Source organism: Streptomyces sp. NPDC048650, from assembly GCF_043199095.1.
Lineage (GTDB): Bacteria > Actinomycetota > Actinomycetes > Streptomycetales > Streptomycetaceae > Streptomyces.
In genome coordinates this window covers 172,730-191,470 of the sequence record NZ_JBICVM010000013.1, presented here as the reverse complement: position 1 = coordinate 191,470, position 18,741 = coordinate 172,730, and the positions used below count along the sequence as shown (strand labels likewise).

The 18,741-nt window shown below is 69.8% G+C and carries 9 protein-coding genes and 1 pseudogene; 2 read left to right on the top strand and 8 right to left on the bottom strand.

The window, feature by feature from the left end; translation table 11 throughout:
* Positions 1–1,366 precede the first annotated feature (1,366 nt).
* The 4 genes from ACGFML_RS30365 to ACGFML_RS30350 all read right to left on the bottom strand — a co-directional run bounded on the left by ACGFML_RS30365 (position 1,367) and on the right by ACGFML_RS30350 (position 9,776).
* Entirely contained in the window at positions 1,367–1,867 is a 501-nt protein-coding gene (locus ACGFML_RS30365) for an acyl-CoA thioesterase (protein ID WP_393548814.1), read from the bottom strand.
* Positions 1,864–6,843, bottom strand: a complete 4,980-nt coding sequence (locus ACGFML_RS30360) for an SDR family NAD(P)-dependent oxidoreductase (RefSeq protein WP_393548813.1) — start codon at positions 6,841–6,843, stop codon at positions 1,864–1,866. Before ACGFML_RS30360 ends, ACGFML_RS30365 begins: the two co-directional genes overlap by 4 nt.
* A complete protein-coding gene (locus ACGFML_RS30355; RefSeq protein WP_393548812.1) occupies positions 6,840–8,195 on the bottom strand; it encodes an acyltransferase domain-containing protein in 1,356 nt (451 codons plus the stop codon). Before ACGFML_RS30355 ends, ACGFML_RS30360 begins: the two co-directional genes overlap by 4 nt.
* Positions 8,196–8,846: 651 nt before the next feature.
* Positions 8,847–9,776, bottom strand: coding sequence for a LysR family transcriptional regulator (locus tag ACGFML_RS30350; RefSeq protein WP_393548811.1), 930 nt, complete (start codon positions 9,774–9,776; stop codon positions 8,847–8,849).
* Between the two features lie 184 nt (positions 9,777–9,960).
* Between ACGFML_RS30350 and ACGFML_RS30345 the strand changes: the two genes are divergently transcribed.
* Entirely contained in the window at positions 9,961–11,004 is a 1,044-nt protein-coding gene (locus ACGFML_RS30345; protein ID WP_393548810.1) for a zinc-dependent alcohol dehydrogenase family protein, read from the top strand.
* A 321-nt stretch (positions 11,005–11,325) separates the two neighbouring features.
* Positions 11,326–11,693, top strand: a pseudogene (locus tag ACGFML_RS30340) (VOC family protein).
* A gap of 116 nt (positions 11,694–11,809) precedes the next feature.
* Here ACGFML_RS30340 and ACGFML_RS30335 read toward each other — a convergent pair.
* The 4 genes from ACGFML_RS30335 to ACGFML_RS30320 form a co-directional block, all read right to left on the bottom strand.
* Positions 11,810–12,937 (bottom strand): substrate-binding domain-containing protein, encoded by a 1,128-nt coding sequence (locus ACGFML_RS30335; RefSeq protein ID WP_393548831.1) that lies wholly within the window; start codon positions 12,935–12,937, stop codon positions 11,810–11,812.
* Between the two features lie 113 nt (positions 12,938–13,050).
* The gene (locus tag ACGFML_RS30330; RefSeq protein ID WP_393548809.1) at positions 13,051–14,109 is read right to left on the bottom strand and encodes an ABC transporter permease; all 1,059 of its coding nucleotides are present in this window, start codon (positions 14,107–14,109) and stop codon (positions 13,051–13,053) included.
* The gene (locus ACGFML_RS30325; protein WP_393548808.1) at positions 14,106–15,641 is read right to left on the bottom strand and encodes a sugar ABC transporter ATP-binding protein; all 1,536 of its coding nucleotides are present in this window, start codon (positions 15,639–15,641) and stop codon (positions 14,106–14,108) included. Before ACGFML_RS30325 ends, ACGFML_RS30330 begins: the two co-directional genes overlap by 4 nt.
* Before the next feature lie 167 nt (positions 15,642–15,808).
* Positions 15,809–18,640 (bottom strand): SpoIIE family protein phosphatase, encoded by a 2,832-nt coding sequence (locus tag ACGFML_RS30320; RefSeq protein WP_393548807.1) that lies wholly within the window; start codon positions 18,638–18,640, stop codon positions 15,809–15,811.
* Between the last annotated feature and the right edge of the window lie 101 nt (positions 18,641–18,741).

The following is an 18,741-nucleotide window of genomic DNA, read 5'->3' as shown; positions in this document are numbered from 1 at the left end:
CTCCGGGAACAGGAATGGTGAGCCTTTCATGCCGATGCGAGGCGGAGAGCGATGTTCGCGTCGAAGTCTGCTTTCACGTAACCGATGCGCCGCCCATGGTGGTGAACGCGCGTGCAATTCCCAAGGAATTTCGCCCCACCGTGGTGTGGCTTCCCGCGCGCAATCGGAGCGGGAGACCCGGCCCGTGAGGGAAAACGGCGACACGGTCCGCTGTACTGCGGGGTCCCCTTGGAGGCTGAGGGTGGTGCCGGTGATCAGCGTCCGGTATCGCGGATCGTCGACGGTCCATGTGGGCGAGTGGAAGACGAGGACACCGGCCTCGGGCCCCAGGTTCGGGAACTCGGTGCTCAGCAGCTGCTCCACCTGAGCGGATTCACTCCCGTTGACACGGGCTGTCCGCGGGGTCTCATGCTCGGCGAAGGACGGAATCTGCACCACGGCGGCCAGCATCACGATCAGCCAGCGGCCGACCACGACGCCGGGCCTTGCTGCCATCGTGCGGGCCAGTCTGACGATCCATAGTTCCCGGCTCAACGGAGCTGCCTTCCAGGATCATTTCATCACTGTCGTGGGGTCGATCGAAGGCGCCTCCCGGCACCCCGGGACGTCCTGCTCAGTGCGACCCTGATGGCTGTTCAGGCGGGCCGCTTCGCCCCGGCCGTCGAAGGCCATCCCGCCCATGGCCGATGCCCCGCGGCGGTTCCCGCGGGGCCAAGGGACGATGGCCTGGACTCGCTGATGCTGGGTTCGCATCTCCGGTTTTGCATCTCCGGTTTCGTATCTCCGGGTTCGTACCTCTGGGCTCGTACCTCTGGTCTGCGCAACCCTCGGTCGGCAGAGGATGACGAGACCCGTGACGACGTGCCAGGTGGCCCTCGGCGTGCTGTTGGTCGGGGACGGGTCGGTAGGGGCGGAGGCGGTGCGTGTACCGGTGAGTGAAGGCCAGGACCGCCGGTGCGATCAGGGACCTGAAGCGGAAGTCAGACATGCCTCGGCCCATCGAGGATCTCCGTGTGCTGAGGTTCAGGAGTGACGCAGGAAGCAGAGCGCGAACATCCACAGCCGACCCACCGTGAACAGGAGAAAGGTCCCAGCCTGGGCCTGGCGTGGGAAGAGCGCGCGCAGGCCGACGGGAGCACGGCAGATGCACCTCTGCACGCGAATGTGAAAGGCAAGTGGCGGGGGCGACGCATCCGGCGCGGGAGTATGCCTCGAGAGGCGTGGGCGAGCCGGTCGGTCCGCATGGCCGATTGGCCAGGCGGCCGCGGCCGGGTGGCTGCGGCGACTCCACCGCGCAGGGCGCGACCCCGGTGCTGATACCGCCATGGTTCGGCCGACTCGGTGCCCCGGCCGTCGTGGAGCCTGATTATTGGGTCGTGGCCCGGGTGAGGTCGGTTCCCATGCGGGTGAGGCCGTCGAGCACCTCTTGAGGCCAGGGATCGGGAACGAAGTCGCTGTCGACCCGTCGGCAGTTCGCCCATGTCTGTTCCGCCCGGGCGGTGAGGTCCTTGCCTTGAGGCGTCAGGCGGTGGATGGTGAATTTGATGTGGACAAGGTGGAGTCGGACCCAGGGGACGGTCAGGCCGATCACAAGGTGGTCGTTGACTCGCATTTCGCCAAGGAATTCGCACGAGGCTGTTGACGTGAGCAGGCTCAGGTCGGGGCCGAGCGTGTACATGTACCGCGGAAAGTATTCGAATCCCCACAGTTCTCGGCATTTTCCCAACCATCGGAAGAGATCGGCGTAGTAGGCGATGCCAACGACGTTGATTTCTCCGTAGGTGACGGTGTACGGCATTTCGTAGGTGTGCAGATCGGCGGGCTTGTGTGCCGCGGTGTGCGGGGCTGTGTCGGGCTGCGGGTTCATGACGCCTCTCGAGTCGCGCGGAGGAAGTTCGGCAGGAGCGTCACCGGCACGGATCCGGTGCTGTGCCGGTCCGCTCCGGCCAGGCGGGCCAAGACCTGGCCGTCGGGAGCGACCGCGGTGCACTGGGCGAGGCCGCTCTCCGTGTACAGGCGCACTCCCTCGGGGTAGCGGGCGGCCAGCTCCGCGTCCGACGCCTGGGCGCCGCCATAGAGGTCCAGGCTCTTGATGGTGTGGGGCACCATGAGCGCAGCTGTCCCGGTCGTCTCGGTGGGCAGGCCGGTCAGGCGGAACAGCGCGTCGAGCAGGAGTACGGGGATATGCGTGCGGCCGAAGGCATCCTGCGGGGGGACCAGTGCCTGCCACCGAGCGTGAGCGCCGCCGGGGCCCGCGGACAGATCTGTCAGACAGTCGAACACTCCGGTCATGTGGACCCTCCCGCGGCTGTCGCAGTACGGGTCCGTGTGGAAGGTATGGGTGTCGTCGTGGTCGCCTGACCAGGATGGGGCGGCCGAGCCGTGGCCGGTCACCACGTCCATGCGGGCGTGTTCGCGGTCGTGCCGCAGAACCGCACCGGAGCGCGCGGTGACGTCGGACAGGAGGCGGACGCGTACCCGGCCACCCCGCCGCCCGTCTCCGGGCGGGCCCGGGTGCTCCAGGACTTCGGCGGTGATCCGGTACTTCGTCGGTCCGGGAGTGCGGGGGTCGGCCCAGACGTACTCCTCGAAGCGCAGGTCTCGCAGGCCGCGGATCGGCTGGTGCGGCATGAGCTCGGCCGCGGCCTCCGCGGCCATGGCCGCGATGACCATGCCCGGCACGACGGGGTGTCCTGTGACGAGGTGCTCGGCCAGGTAGCGGTCGCGTGGCATCTCGATATGCCAACGCCACTGTGCTCGGCCGGGTCCGGTGTGCTGCGGGAGGCCGAGCAGCCCCTTCGGCGCGGGAGGGGCGGCAGCTGTGTCGGCGACGCTGCCGGGGAGGTGGCCGAAGGCCGATTTGAGGTCCTTGGCCGTCATGTGGAGGGGCGCGGGTTCGGCCGAGCGGGGGCAGGCCAGTTCGGCCAGGAATGCCGCGGCGCCTTCGGCGTCGGTGATACCGCCGGGCAGGCCGTGCTCGCGTAGTCGCTCGCGTTCCAGCGGGCCCGCGACTTTCCCGGCTTGCTCCCACAGCCCCCAGCCGATCGTGACGGCGGAGGCGCCGTGCAGCCGGGTCTCGTAGCGGGCGGCCGCGGCGAGGAACGCGTTGGCGGCCGAGTAGTCGCTCTCCCCGGGGAATCCGAGAGCCCCCAAGGCGGAGCCGAAGTTGACCCACAGGCGCGGCGCGCAGTCCGCGAAGGCCGTCCTCAGGTTCCGGTAGCCGGTGACCTTGGCCGCAAGGCATGCGCGGAACACGGTGAGTGACTTGTTGGGCAGGAGCGCGGCCTCCTGGTAACAGGCGGCGTGAATCAGGAGGTCGACCCGGCCGTGCGCGCCGGTGATGGCAGCGGCGGCCCGCGCGGTGGCTTCCCCGTCGGTGATGTCACAGGTCAGGTAGCGCACGCGGGAGTCGCCGAAGACGTCACGCAGCTGTCGCAGAGCCGCCGTGGTCTCCCGGCTGCGCCAATGACGCTCGAACCTGCGGTTCAGCTCGCCCACTGTGGTGCCGGGTTCTTCCTGGCGCAGCCGGGTGATGAACGTCGCGCGCTGTCCGGCCTCATCGCTGTCGGCCGCCTCAAGGATCTCGGCAGGCGCGCTGTCGGGGTCTGTCCTTCCGAGCAGCCAGAGGATGGGACGGCAGGTGCGGGCCAGGGCCTCCAGGACGACGGGAGTGATCCCCCGGCCGCCCCCCACGGCGACGATGACCGGTTCCTCTCCCAACGCGGGAAGCGCTCGATCCGGCTCGGGAGGGGGCAGAATGAGCGGGCACAGTTGTTCGGTGTGGCGCAGGCCCGCGCGGTAGTACACGGCCGGGGGGCCTGGCTGGACGGCGGTCTCGGCCTCGAGTTCTGCGCACCCATCGGTGAAGGCCGCGTCGGTGACCAGCGCGAATGCCATGATCTGCGGGACTTCCAGGCGCACGCTGCGCAGGAAGCCGGTGAACAGGGCCGTATTCGGGTGGATCTGGAAACCGGGCAGCGGATCGAACAGCAGCATCGCGACCGAACCGATGGCGTCGTCCGGTGCGCGGTGGTGGAAGCTCTTGAGGACGAGCAGGGACAGTTCCAGCAGCCGGTCGAGCCGTGGCACGGCGGCAGGCCAGCGGTCGGCCGTGGCAGTGGTGTCGGCCAGGATCCTGACGTCCGGCTTGTGGGTGTCGAGGGCTGCGAGCGTGGCGCTGACTGCCTGCTCGTCCCGGATGTCCTCGACCACAGTGGCGTGCTGCGGGTCGGTCAGCGGGTCGGTGCTCAGCATCATCGCGCCCTGGGCGCCTACCCGTTCGGCCAGTGCGGCGGCGTGCTGGGCGGAGCCGACGAGCACGACGCCCGAGGCCGGGACCAGGGGGAGGGGATGCCCGGTGCTCTGCGCCGATACGGCGTCCTCGCGTCGCAGCGTGGTGGCCCAGCGATTGGGGCCGGCGACCGGGTCCGGCTGCGGCGCCGTCCGGGGCTGTCGGCCGAGCTCGGTTTCAGGCAAGGGGGAAAGGCGGAGCGTCAGCGGCGGGCTGTCACAGACCAGTTCCTGCCGTTCTCCCGCGTGCAGCGCCCGCAACAGGCTCACGGCCCCCTGGGCCCCCCAGTAGTGACGCTGCCGCCGTGGTGGGGTGTGGCCGGGTGCGGGTGCGGGTGCGGGTGCGGGTGCGGGTGCTGCGGGCTCGTGTCGCGTGGCGGTGTCGAGCCGGGTGAGTACGGGCCAGCCCTGCGCGACGGCGACGGACTCACGCGTCACGGCCAGCAGGAAGGCGCCTTCGGCGAGTTCCTCGCTGCGACACCCGGCGAAGGCCGCGGCGTCGGGGCTGCTGCTTTCGTTGAGGCACAGTACGAGGGCCATGTCCAGCCTGCCGTCGGTGACATATCGCCGTGCCGTGTGCAGAGCCGCATGGGCGGAGGTGAGTCCGGTGTCGATGGACTGAGCGAGACCATGGAGGTCCCACCTGTTGGCTATCCGGGAGGCGGCCAGCGGCGGCGTACTGCCGGCGAAGCTCTCCTCGGAGAGTTCCTGGCGCGTGCGGACGTCGGACAGGAAGCCGGCCAACGCAGCCGCGTCGGCGTCGCGCAGGGGCAAGGACTCCAGGTCGCCGGAAGCAGCGCGGATGGTGACATCGTGCCAACTGCGGGTAGGGCCCGTCTGCGCGGAGATCACCCCGGTGGTCTCCCGGTGTCCGGACCACAGTTCCCCGTGTTCCGCGACAAACCGGTGGGCGACATCGAGAGCCAACAGGTGACTTCGGTCGATGACACCGGCAACGGGCGGAGGCAGCTTGGTCGCGGAGAGGGGCGCGACGGGGTAGACGGGGCCGAAGCTGCGGTCCGGTGGACTGTCCCCGGTGCGCAGCCAGCGCCGGATCTCCTCGGGACCGGGAGCGCCGGGCAGCCAGGCGCTCCAGCCCACCAGTACCGCCTGCTCCCGGGCCGCCTGGCCGGCGGAGGGTGGAGGGGGCGGCGCCGCGGAGGCACGGTCCTGCACCAAGAGGTGCGCGTTGGTCCCGCCGAGGCCGAAGGCGGATATCCCCACGGTCCGGGGCCGGTCCGGCTGCTCCGGCCAGGGCACCGGGGCCGAGGGGACCAGCAGCCCGGAGTTCTCCAACGCCGGATGGGGGGTGGTAAAGCGCCCCTGTGCGGGAATGGTTTCGTGGCGTAGCGCGAGCAGCGCATGAATCAGGGACAGAGCGCCGGCTGCCCAGCCGGTGTGCCCGATGAGTGACTTGTTGGAGGAGAGGACGAACCCGGACTCCGTTGCCAGGGGGGAGAGCGCCTCGATCTCCACGCGGTCCCCGGCCGGTGTTCCGGTGCCGTGGGCAAGGACCCAGTCCACATCCGAGGCGGTGACGTCGGCGGCGGACCACGAGCGGTCGACGGCTCGGCGCTGACCTGCGGGGTTGGGTGCAGCGATGTGCTTCCCCCGGCCGTCGGCGGCAAGGCCGGATCCTGTCAGGATGCCCAGGACCTGGTCCCCGTCCCGTTGGGCCCGGTCCAGGCTCTTGAGGGCTATCATCGTCGCCGCTTCGCCGAATATGGTGCCGTCGGCTTCCGCATCCAGGGCGCGCAGGTCACCGGATACCGAGCCGCCGTTGAACTTTGCGGCGGTGACAGTGTGGAAGCGCCCGATGCCATGCACCGCACCGCAGAACGCCACATCGCATTCCCCCGCGAGCAGATTCTCGATCCCCAGATCGATCGCGTTGAGTGCGGAGGCGCAGGCAGTACTGACCGTGAGCCAGTCCGTGTCGGCCGGAAGCAAGCCGCTGATGGCCCTGCGCACCACCATGTCCGGTAGGGCCCCCCGAGGGTCGGGTGCCGCGTACGGGTAGTGGCGCCGCAACAGGTTGCGCAGTCGGCGCTCATGGACTGCTCGTTCCACGCCGTCGTCGGTGAGCCGCGCCGCGAGACCGCGTGCGACGGACGCAATGATGACGGCGTCCTCCAGGCACAGGGAAGCGCCGAACCAGGTCCCCACATAGCAACCCACGTGGTCGGTCGGGCCCAGGCTCGTGGTGTCCAGGGCCTGGAGCAGGCTGTGCCGGAGCCAGCGGGTCTCGGTGTCGCCATCTGCCCACCAGCCCTGCTCCTGCTCGGCGGCGAGTGTGCGATGTGCGGTGAAATCGCGGACGAAGCCGCCCAGGCGCCCGAACGCACGGTCCGCGTCCTGGGGGTCGGGAGAGTGGAGGGGGTCGATGTCGAACCGTACGGGCTCAGCCAGCTGTGATGCGTGGTGCTGGAGTACCGACCACAGCTCGTCGGCGTTGCTGACTCCCGGGGCGACGACGCCCAGCCCCACTACGGCGACGGACCGTGCGGCCTGGGTGCCCCCCAGGGGCGTTCGGCCTCGCTGCGTCGCGGTCATCGTGCGTCGGCGAGCTGTCGCAGCAATGTGCTGATGTCGGCGACGGTTCGATAGTCGAAGATCCGCACGTCCGACGAGGGTGTGGACAACTCGAACTTGTCCAGCAGCCGCACGAAAGCCTGTGTCTGTTTGAGCGAGGAGACTCCCAGCTCGGCCTCCAGCGCGACATCGTCCTCGATGACGTCCGCCGGATATTGCAGGATCTCCGCGTACACCGCGCGGATCTCGTCGCGCAGCACACTCTCGGCGGGCAGGCCGTCGGCGCTGCCGTTGTGGCTCGCTTCCGGAGGCGGCGGGGCAGGGGTGAGCGGTTCGGCTACGTCGCGCTCAGGGGGTGCGGGGGCGGTGGGTGCGGGCTGCTTGGCCGCGGGGCGGGGCTGCGGGCCGTGGACGGGTTTCGTGGTCACCGTCTCCACGAGCTGCTGGGCCGAGCCCGCCTGGGCCCGGCCGGTCAGCCCGGGCACGGCTCGGGCGGCCTTCGGCAGGCACTCGGGGACGATGTCGCTGAGGACCTGCTTGGCACCGCACTCGATGAACGTGTCCGCGCCGTCGTCGTAGAGGGTGTTCAGGGCCGGCCGGAACTGGACGGGAAGCAGCAGCATCCCTTCCAACAGAGCCAGCACATCGTCGGCGTTACGCACATAACGCCCCAGCTGCGGTGAGTACACCGGTATCAGAGGAGCCTTTCGCGGCACGTCACGGATCGCATCGGCCATCCGTCGCGCGGCCTTTCCGAGTCGGGGGTTGTGATAGGAGTCCGGAATCGCCAGCCAGGTCGCCTGGATCCCGAGGACGTCTGCGGCCTTCTCCAGCAGAGCCAGGGCCCCGGTTTCGCCTGAGGCGACGACCTGGCCCGGCCCGTTGTCAACCGCCACCACCAGCGAGCCCTGGTCCACCGCGCCGCACAGATGGGCGACCCTCCGCATCGGAGCGGCCAGTGCGACCATGCCGCCGGAGGGGGCCGAACTGCCCTCTGCCTCCACTGCCTTGGTGCGTTCGCACAGGATGCGGGCGCCGTCCTCGGCGGTGAGGCTGCCGGCCACCACCAGAGCACTGACCTCGCCGGCACTATGGCCCACCAGAGCATCGCAGGCCACGCCATGGGCGGTCAGGATGTCCGCGACGACCAGAGAGGTGACATAGAACCCCAGCCACAGGTGTTCCGGACCCGAGCAGGCGTCGCTGTCAGGTCGCAGGAGGCCCGGTGTGACCGGGTCCCAGTCGTAGCGTTCGGCGATGCGGTCGACGCTGTCCAATGTCGACTGCATAGTGGCATTGCCGTCGACCAACGCACCGAGTGTGCCGGGCAGGTGGGCTCCCGGGGTCGGAAACATCCACACGGTCTTGCTCATCATGCCTCCACTTCGTCAATGGACGGGGCATGCGGCATGCCCCAGGAGCTGCGTCCATCGCCGTTGCGATCTCCGCGAATTGTCGGGGTTTCCCGGCAGGGCCGGTGCGCGCGGCACAGGGTGCCTACAGGCCGATGGCGCCGATCTCTTCCCGGAACCACACAGCGAAATATGCAGGCCCCGGCCTGGCCGGGAATGACGATGTCCGCGCGTCACGAACATCGCCTGTCTCGCCTCCCTGATCCAGGCGCCGAACCACATCGGAATTCTGCGGGCTCATCGCCGTTGCCGGCGCCGATGACGGCGAGATGCAGGGAAAAACTGCCACGATGCGCCCGCGTCCGGGATCGGTCTCTGTGCAGTGGCCATGACGGACTCACCGGCTGCCCACTGACAATGGGCCATCACCCACCGAAGGCGTATCCCCATCTATCCACGGTCAGCGCAACCTATGGAACCCTTACCGGCCCGACAGCATGTTGAACGCGTTGAATGCGCGTTCCCATGTGCGCAATTCTGCAGTGCACTTGCGAGGAACGGGGGAAGTCGATGAGGCACAGCCGGCCGTCTTCACCGGCTGACAGGCCGAGCGTCCTCCGAATGCCGAAGATCCATCGACCGCGATGAGGGGCGGCGGTCGAAGAAACGGGGTCAAGGTGTCCCCGCGCTGCCTGCCGTGCTGGTGGAGACGAGCTTGTCGAGCGCATCCAGGCAGGCGGCGATCGCGGGTTCGTGCTCCGTGCCGTGGCGGATCGCGATCTCGATGGTGCGGGCGAGGGCGTTGTCCGTCACGGGCCGCATGGTCAGCGTCGGCGGGAGATGGGCCGTGGCCAGGCGGGGGATGAGGACCGGGTGACCGCCGCTCGCGGCGAGGGCGATCATGGCGGAGAAGTCGGTGCAGGTGTGTTGCACCTGGGGGGTGAAACCGGCCGAGCGGCAGGCCTGGAGTACGGCGTCCCCGCACGCCGTCCGCGCAGGGGCGGTGATCCAGGGCATGTCCGCAAGGTGGCGCAGGTCGATCGGAGCTCCCTGCGAGAGTGCCGCCGGGTGATCGTTTCGCAGGACGGCGACCAGGGGGTCGGTATGCAGGACGCGGGTCTCGATGCCGGGGTGTGCGGGTGCGGCGAGGTTGGTGTAGCGGTAGACCAGTGCGAGACCGACGTGGCGCTGCACCAGCAGCCTTACGGCGCTTTCGGGTTCGGCCTCCGTGATGTGCAGGCTGAGGTTGGGGTGATCCTTCTCCAAGGCGTCCCCGACAGGGGCCGCCAGCGTCACAAGAGCGCTGGGAAAACAGGCGAGATGGAGGGGGCCGGCCGGATCCTCGGTCGCGTGCAGGCGGCTTCGAGCGTGTTCGAGGGCGGCGAGGACGCTCTCGGTGTCCTCGGCCAGTCGGTGCCCGGCGGCTGTGAGATGGATGGAGCGGCCCGTACGCTCCAGCAGCCGTGTGCCGGTCTCCTCCTCCAGGAGACGTAGCTGCTGGGAGACGGCGGAGGGCGTGACCCCCTGCAGTTCGGCCACCGCGGTCACGGTGCCGTGTGCGGCCAGATCGCGCAGGAGGACGAGCCGTCGAACGTCGAGCATGAGTACAGCTTAAATGCATGCTGTAGATGATGTAGCTGGACGCGAGCACGCTCGGCGGGCGACGCTGGGGACATCACCGTTCGGCGCCCCGCGCCATCGCCAGGCCACGCCCTGCCGCCGTTCGCCGGCTCGTTCCGCGCGCCGACGCCCATCCGTGCCTTGTACCCATGTCAGGAGCTCATCCGTGCGCGCCACAGTGATCCACGGCCCCAACGACATCCGGATCGAGGAGGTCCCCGATCCCCGGATCGAGCAGTCCACGGACGCGGTGGTCCGTGTGGTCAACGCCTGTATCTGCGGTAGCGACCTGTGGGCCTACCGTGGTGTGGCCTCCCGAGTCGCCGGGCAGCGGATCGGTCACGAGTTCCTCGGGATCGTCGAGGAGGTCGGCTCCACGGTCGCCGGCTTCCGGCCCGGCGACTTCGTGGTGGCGCCGTTCGTCTGGTCCGACGGCACGTGCGACTTCTGCCGCGAGGGCCTGCAGACCTCGTGCCCGCACGGCGGCTTCTGGGGCGAGGTCGGCTCCGACGGAGGTCAGGGCGAGGCCGTCCGCGTGCCGCACGCCGACGGCACCCTCGTCCGACTGCCGAAGGAGGCGGCGAGCGACGAGCAGCTGCTGCCCGGCCTGCTGTCGCTCTCCGACGTGATGAGCACCGGGCATCACGCCGCCGTCTCGGCCCGGGTCCGCCCCGGCGACACGGTGGCCGTGGTCGGCGACGGCGCGGTCGGCCTGTGCGGCGTGCTCGCCGCACAGCGGCTCGGCGCCGACCGGATCATTGCGCTCGGCCGCCACCAGGCCCGTACCGACATCGCCCGGAAGTTCGGCGCCACCGACGTCGTCGCCGAACGGGGCGAGGCCGCTGTCGAGGCGGTCAAGGAGCTGACCGGAGGTCTGGGGGCGCACGCCGTCCTGGAGGCGGTCGGCACCGAGGAGTCGCTGCGCACCGCGATATCCATCGCCCGCGACGGCGGCGCGGTCGGCTACGTCGGTGTTCCGCACGGCGGTGGCGCCGGCGTCGACATCGGCCAGATGTTCGGCCGCAACGTCGCTCTTGCCGGTGGCATCGCGCCCGCCCGCGCCTACATCCCCGAGCTGCTTGCGGACGTGCTCTCCGGTGCCATCGACCCGGGCCTGGTCTTCGACCGTGCCGTCGGCCTGGACGGCGTGCCGGACGGCTACCGGGCGATGGACGACCGCTCGGCCCTGAAGGTCCGCATCGCATTCTGAGCCGGATCCGCCACGGTCGGCGCGACGCGCTCCTCGCCGACCGTGGCGGACCGTCTCCGACGGCTTCCACCGGCGTGGTGCCGATCGCCGGCTTCCCTGACCTCACCGTCACTTCCGCCTGTGCGAGCAGGGATCGCGAACGGTTCTCAACGCCGCGCGATCATTCGGGCGTTGAGGAACAAGCTCAACCATCCCGTACGAACTGAGTGCCCTGACGCCGCTGCTGACAGTGCAGCGCACACGCCCGCGTCGACGTTGTCCGGACGGACCCGGGCTGCGGGATCTCGGCGAACGGACGGCACGCCCCAAGAGGGTGGACCGATGACGTCGATCAAGAAGTTCCAAGTCACCTTCGACTGCGCAGAACCTGAGCGCCTCGCTCGTTTCTGGTGCGAGGTGTTGGGGTATGTCGTGCCGCCGCCACCGGAGGGGTTTGCATAGATCCCTCGGGTGTGGGCCCGCGACTGTACTTCCAGCGCGTTCCCGAGGGGAAGGTCGTCAAGAACCGGGTGCATCTTGACGTGCGGGTCGGCACCGGACTCGTGGGTGAAGAGCGTCTCGCCGCACTTGAGGCCGAATGCGCGCGACTGGTCCCGCTCGGCGCGGTACACGTGCAAACGCTGTACGACGGCAATGATGCGTGCATCCCGATGCTGGACATCGAGGGCAACGACTTCTGTATCGACTAGGGGGCGCGAACCCGTCCTCGTTCCGTCCCCGTGGGCGGGCGCGAACCGGATCGTCGCCCACGACGAGATCGTGGTGTGCGCTCCGCGAGGGGTCTGGGTGTGGTGTGTCCCGGTGCCTATCTGCCCCAGATCTTCCGGTACGCAGCGCGGTAGCCGGGCGGGTCCCACGTTGTCGCCCCGTGGCTGTTGGCGGCGGTGGAGATGTGCACGGGGGCGACGTAGCCGCTGGCGGGGGCTCGGGCGAAGGCGCGGTTGAATTCGTCGAGGATCTGCCAGCCCTGTTGGGAGAACGGCTCGGGGACGGTGGCTGCCTGGAACTGTTTGCTGTTGATGCGTTGGAAGGCGGAGGGGTCGCCGTCGCCGGCGCCGATGTTGTACGGGGCCCCGGCGCCCTTCTTGCGTGCTGCGCGCAGGGCGGGGGCGGCGTCGGCGAAGTACACGTCGTTGATGGCTACGGAGTGTGTCCAGGCGTCCGGGAAGCGGGAGAGGAGTGAGGAGACCTCCTGCGGGGTGCGGCTGCTGGTGTCCGAGATCGGGATGTTCTCCTCGGCCAGAAGCTTCACGCTGGAGCAGGTCGCAAGCTCTTTCTTGATCAGTTCGGACTTGTTTCTGGCGAACGGAATCGAGGCGTCTGTGAACACGACGACTCCGGCGTTGCCGTTGGAGTGTGTGATCACCCAGTCCGCGCTGATCTTCGCGACATCCTCGACCTTGGTGGTGATGTTGCTGACGAGTTCGGGGTGCTTGCTCGGGCCGGGGGAGGCGACCGCATGCCAGCCGACGAGGGGGATGTGCTCCGCGGCGGCCCGCCCGAGCTGCTGCGACGTCAGGTCGGGGTCGAAGCCCCCGATGACGATGCCCGAGGGCCGGAGGGCGATGGCTTGGCTGAATGCCGCCTGGATCCCGGCGGGAGTGCCCTGGCCGTCGATCACCCGGACTGTCCAGCCGAGGACTCTCGCGGCCTCCGCCACGCCCTGGGCGGCGCCGGCGACGCCGGGGTTGGTCATGGTCTGCGCGACGTAGACGATGCTTTTGCCGGAGGCCGCCCTGGGACCGCCGGCGAGCCCCTTCCCCGCCGGGTCGGTCTTCTCGGCCCGCTGTACGGACGCCGCGGCCCGGGCCAGGACGGTCGGGCACCCGGACTTCGCCGGTCCTGCAGGAGAGGGTCCTACGCCGGTCGACGTGCCGCGCTCGCAGCCGGCGACGACCGTGACCGCGATCGTCAGTGCGACGGCACAGCGCAGGCCGGCCTTGCGGTTCGCGTGCGCAGGCGCTCTTCGCGCAGGCGCTCTTCGCGCAGGCGCTCTTCGCGCAGGCGCTCTTCGCGGAGGGGACGACGCGGTGGGGCCGACGGCGGTCACGAGCTGGCTTCGGGAACGTCGTGGAGTGTTCGGGGAGGTGCCGTCCGTCGTTGACGTACCTGTCGTCGAGCGGCATAGCCGGCCATGCCGACGGCGATGAGCAGGGTGGTGCCGTTGAACAGCGGGGTGACCCAGAATTGGGCGCCCAGCTGGCCGATGCCGGCGAGGCCGATGGCGAGGATGACGACGGCGATCAGGGTGCCCAGGGCGTTTGCCCGGCCGGGCCTGATCGCCGTGGAGCCGAGCAGCGCACCCACGAACGCGGGCAGCAGATAGTCCAGGCCGACGCTGGGGTTGCCGATGCGCTGCTGCGCGGCGAGCAGGACACCGGCGATACCGACGGTCAGCCCCGATCCGGCAAAGGCGTAGACGACGTAGCGCCGGGAGGGGATGCCCACCAGGTCGGCGGCGCGGGGGTTCGAGCCGATGACATACAGGTACCGGCCGAGCGGTAGTCGCTCCAGGAGTACCCACAGAACGGAGGTGAGGCCGAGGACGTAGAAGGCGGCCACCGGCAGGCCGAGGAACCGGGAGTCGTAGAGGTCGGTGAAGGCGGCCGGCAGGCCGTGCGGGCCGGGGACGATCCGGGCCCCGTTGGTGACGCAGCCGGTGAGGGCGTACAGGATGCTGCCGGTGCCGAGGGTGGCGATGAAGGAGTTGATCTTCGCGAATTCGACGACGACACCGTTGAAGACGCCGACGACCGCCCCGCCGAGCACCACCACGAGGCAGGCGAGCGGCCAGGGCCACCCTTCGTCGGCGATGAGCTGCAGGGTCATGACGTGCGCGAGACCGAGACCGTAGCCGAGGGACAGGTCGAACTTGGCCGTGACGATGGGGATCATCGCGCCGAGCGCGAGGATGGCGGGCACCGACTGGTTGGACAGGATCGCGGAGATGTTGTCCAGCGTGGGAAAGGTGTCCGGCAGCGCGAGCGAGAAGGCCAGGAACAGCAGCGCGGTGAGCGCCAAGAGGCCGTAGGCGCCGACGAGGTGCCCGAACCGGCGGCCCAACGGGGGGCGAGGGGAGGGGGAGGCGGAGGGGGAACGGGTCATCGCTCCGCCGTCCCGGTGAGGGGGGCCATGGCGGAGGCGGCGCGGGCGAGTTCGGCGACGGTGAGGGCCTTGCCGCTGATCTCCACCGTCACCACGCCGCGGACGAACACCAGGGCGCGATGGCACACGTCGGCGACCTCCTCGAAGTCGGTGGAGATGAGCAGGACGGCGAGCCCCTCGGCCAGCGCCTCCTGGAGCAGGCGGTAGATCGCGGTCTTGGCGCCGACATCCACCCCGGCGGTCGGCTCCTCGAGGATCAGCAGGATCCGGCGCATCCTCAGCCACCGGCCGACCATGACCTTCTGCTGGTTGCCTCCGGAGAGTGTGGCGATCGGCGCCTCGCTGTCCCGGGGGTACACCGAGAACCGCTCGACCAGGGCGGTGGCCTCGGCCCGCTCGCGCCGGGGGCTGATCCAGTGCAGGGCCGGCACGCCGCCTGCCCGAGGGTTGGCCAGGAAGTTCTCGCGTACGGTCAGCTCGGCCGCGCAGCCCTCTTCCTGATGGTTGCTGGTCACGAAGCCGACGCCGGAGCCGACGGCGGCGGCGACCGTGCTCGGGCGGTACGGCCGGCCGCCGAGCAGGACCCGTCCGCCGAGGATCTGCCGGGAGCCGGCGAGGGCACGGCCCAGTTCCATGTGTCCGGCGCCGGTGAGCCCCACCATGCCGAGGATCTCACCGGCGTGCAGTTCCAGGCTGACCGGTGCCGTGTTCTCGGTCCGTACGCCGTCGAGGCTCAGGACGGCTGGTCCCGTGGCGGGGGCGAAGTGGTAGCTGCCCGGTTCGTGGCCCACGATGTCGTGCACCAGCCGGGCGGGGCGCTGGTCGGCGAGCGGGCCCTGGCTGATGAGGTGGCCGTCGCGCAGGACGGCGAAGACATCGGCGACCTTGTACACCTCGTCGAGGCGGTGGGTGACGTAGACGATGGCATGGCCCCGGTCGCGCAGGGTGTACAGTACGTCGAAGAGCCGGGCGCAGTCCGCCGCCGGGAGGCTGGCGGTGGGCTCGTCGAGGACGATGAGTTCGGCTCGGGTGGACAGCGCGCGGGCGATGGCCACCAGGGAGCGTTCGGCGCGCGGAAGGTCGGCGAGGACGGCGCGCGGGTCGAGGTGCGCGGCGACGATGCCCAGCGCCTCCGCACAACGTGCGCGGGCCATCCGCCAGGACAGGAGTCCCGCGCGGCGTGGATATCCGGTGCCCAGAGCGATGTTTTCGGCGACGGTCATCCACTCCACCAGTCCCAGGTCCTGGTGGATGAAGGACATGGCGCGGGAGGCCGCTTCGGTGCCGAGCGGGTGCCCGGCAACTGTCACCTCGCCCTCGTCCGCGTGGTGGATGCCAGCGAGTACCTTGATGAGGGTCGACTTTCCGGCGCCGTTGGCACCGAGCAGGGCGAGGATGCTGCCGGATGCGATGTCGAGGTCCACCGCGTCCAGCGCGAGAGTGCCACCGAACCGCTTGCTGAGGCCGGTGATGCGGACGAGAGGCTCTGGGGCACTGCGCGGCGGCGGGTCGGTTTCAGGAGCGTCATGCACGGACTTCTCCGGGGGCGGCCTCTGTTCTTCCCAACGGCATGGGCAATGCTGCTGCACACTGCTCGTGTGGGAAAGCGCCGGATAGCGCGCCTTCGTGCCGCACCACCAGCAGTTGTCGCCGCATTTCCGCATGCTACGGCTCTCTTCGGCTTCTGCGCCGGAGGCTGTCAGATGGCGGGAATGTCGGCGAAATGCTCTTCGGCGGTGCGGGGCGCTCCGCCGGGCACCTCCAGCGTGCACTCGGCCCAGATGACCTTGCCGTTGGTCGTGTAGCGGGCGCCCCAGGCATGGGCGAGCTGTGCGACGAGGAACAGGCCGCGGCCGCCCTCGTCGGTGGTGGCCGCGTGGCGCAGGTGTGGGGCGGTGCTGCTGGTGTCGGAGACCTCGCAGGTCAGCGTGCGGTCGTAGAGCAGGCGTACCTGGATGGGATCGGTGCCGTAGCGGATGGCATTGGTGACCAGCTCGCTGAGCAGTAGTTCGGTGGCGAAGGCGACCTCATCGAGTCCCCATTCGGCCAGTTGGCGAGTGACGGAGGCTCGGATGCCGGAGACGAGCGCCGGGTCGGCGGGCAGGTCCCAGGTGGCGATGCGGTGTGGCGCCAGGGCGTGGGTGCGGGCGACGAGCAGCGCGATGTCGTCGGCGGGGTGGCTGGGCACCACGGTCCGGAGCACTGCCTCACAGGTGTCCTCGGGCGGGCGGTTCGGATGGGCCAGGGCTCGGCGCAGCTGGTCGAGGACCGTGTCGACATCGCGGTGGCGGTCTTCGACGAGTCCATCGGTGTAGAGGACGAGCTGGCTGCCTTCGGGAAGGTGGAACTCGGCGGTTTCGAACGGGAGACCGCCCAGGCCCAGAGGCGGACCGGCGGGCAGCTCGGGATAGGTGACGGTGCCGTCGGGACGGACCAGCGCGGGTGGCGGGTGGCCGGCCCGGGCCATCACGCACTGTTGCGAAGCAGGGTCGTAGATGGTGTACAGGCAGGTGGCGCCGATGATGCCGGGACTCCGGCCGCGGGATTCCTCGTTGCCCTCGTCCTCGTCGAGGCGCCCCACGAGGTTGTCGAGGTGGGTGAGGACCTCGTCCGGGGCGAGGTCCAGTTCGGCGAAGTTGCGGGCGGCGGTGCGCAGCCGGCCCATGGTGGCGGCGGCGTGCAGCCCATGGCCGACGACATCCCCGACGACGAGGGCTACGCGGCTGCTGGAGAGCGGAATGACGTCGAACCAGTCCCCGCCGACCCCGGCCTCGGACGGCAGATAGCGGTAGGCGACGTCGACGGCGTTCAGCGCGGGGAAGCGCTGCGGCAGCAGGCTGCGCTGCAGGGTGACGACCATGGTGTGTTCGCGGGTGTAGCGGCGGGCGTTGTCGATGCAGATGGCAGCGCGGGTGGCGAGTTCCTGCGCCAGAGAACGGTCGTCGTCGCCGAAGGGGGCCGGGTCCCGCGAGCGGTAGAAGCTCGCCACGCCCAGGGCGATGCCGCGGGCAAGGAGGGGGACGGCGATGAGGGAGTGGACGTTGTGGTCGAGGAGGCGCTGGGCGAACGCGGGATCCTCCACGATCCGACCCGGAGCGACACGCAGATCGGGTTCGAGAACCGGCTGCCTGCCGGCCAGACAGCGGAGTTGGGGAGCAGTGGGGCGGAAGGCGACCCGCTCACCGGCGGGGGAGAAGGGGCGGTCCTCGCGAAAGCCGTGGACCACCGTGCGGTGGAGATCGGCGCCGGGGTCGGTCGGCTCGTCGCCGCGCAGCACCGCCTCGGGAAGGTCGATGGTGACGAAGTCCGCCAAGCGTGGGACGGCCATCTCGGCGAGCTCCCGGGCGGTGCGGCTCACGTCCAGGGTCGTGCCGATGCGGGTGCTGGCCTCGGACAGCAGCTCCAGGCGGCGCCGGGCCGCCACGGCGAACTTCCCCACTTCCGGCTCGCCCACCAGAACCAGCCCACTGGTCGCACGTTCGGCGGTGCCGGGCTCGCGTCCCACCGTGGCGGCTCGGTCGGGCACCGTGTCGGGAGCGTGCCGGCGCGGCGCGACGGTCGGGGCGAGGGCCTGCTGGGCCAGGAGGCTGGGCGATGCGTCCGCCTCGACGCGGACGGTGAGGCGCTGATGCGGTGGGGGGAGGACCGCTTCGACGACGACACCCTCCACCCCGGAGGGACTGGTGACCGGACGGCTCAGCAAGGTGATCCTGCGGCCGCCGGGCAGGGACACCTCGACGGCGGCGCGTTGGGCCGAGGCGATCAGATCGGTGGCCCTCTCCTTGAGGATCAGCTGATCACGCCAGCCCAGCCCGCTCTCGGCGAGCTCGCCCCGCTGTCCGTTGCCCGTCGCAGCTCCGGTGGGCGAGCCGCGCCCGGCGTCGAGGTACGCCTGAAGCAGGGCGCGCTCTCGCGTCGAACTCTGTTCCAGCAGCCGTCGTTCGATGGCACCGGCGGCCCTGCGGATCACGGTGTTGAGCGCCATATCCGCTTCGGTGAGCGGAAAGCCGAAACAGAGAATGCCTTCCACACGCCCACTGAGCAGGTCACGAATGGGAATTGCCGAGCAGGCACTGGACTGAGAGCGTTCGGCGAAGTGCTCAGCGCCGTAAACGTTGATCAGCTGCCTTTCCGCGAGTGCCAGGCCGATTCCGTTGGTTCCGCCGAACCGTTCTGCGAACACGAAACCCGGGACGCTCTGGATCGCGGCGAGCTGCCTGACCAGAGAGACTTCACCGAAACGGCGTTGCAGCACCGCACCGCCCCCATCGGCGAGGGACACATTGATGTTCCGGCCCGCGAACCTGGACTGCAGTCGGTCCAGGACAGGCCCGGCGGCGCGGACGAGCCGCCCGTCCAGGTCGAGGTCCTGGCGGAAAGGAAGCTCGCATTCCTCTGGTGCGAGCCCCAGAGACTGAGAACGCTGCCACGAATTCAAGATCGAGCTTCGCACGGTCCCCTGGACCGATTCTCCGCGAAGGAACTGCTCACGGGCGCGTGTGGGGCCGACACCGTCTCCCATCGGCCCCATACCCATCACTTCCCCATGCGTACGTACCGTTACGGCCGCTCGCACGCCGAAGCGGCTGCACCTTTTGATCCAATGGTAGTTCTTCGGCTGTTGAGCGGCCC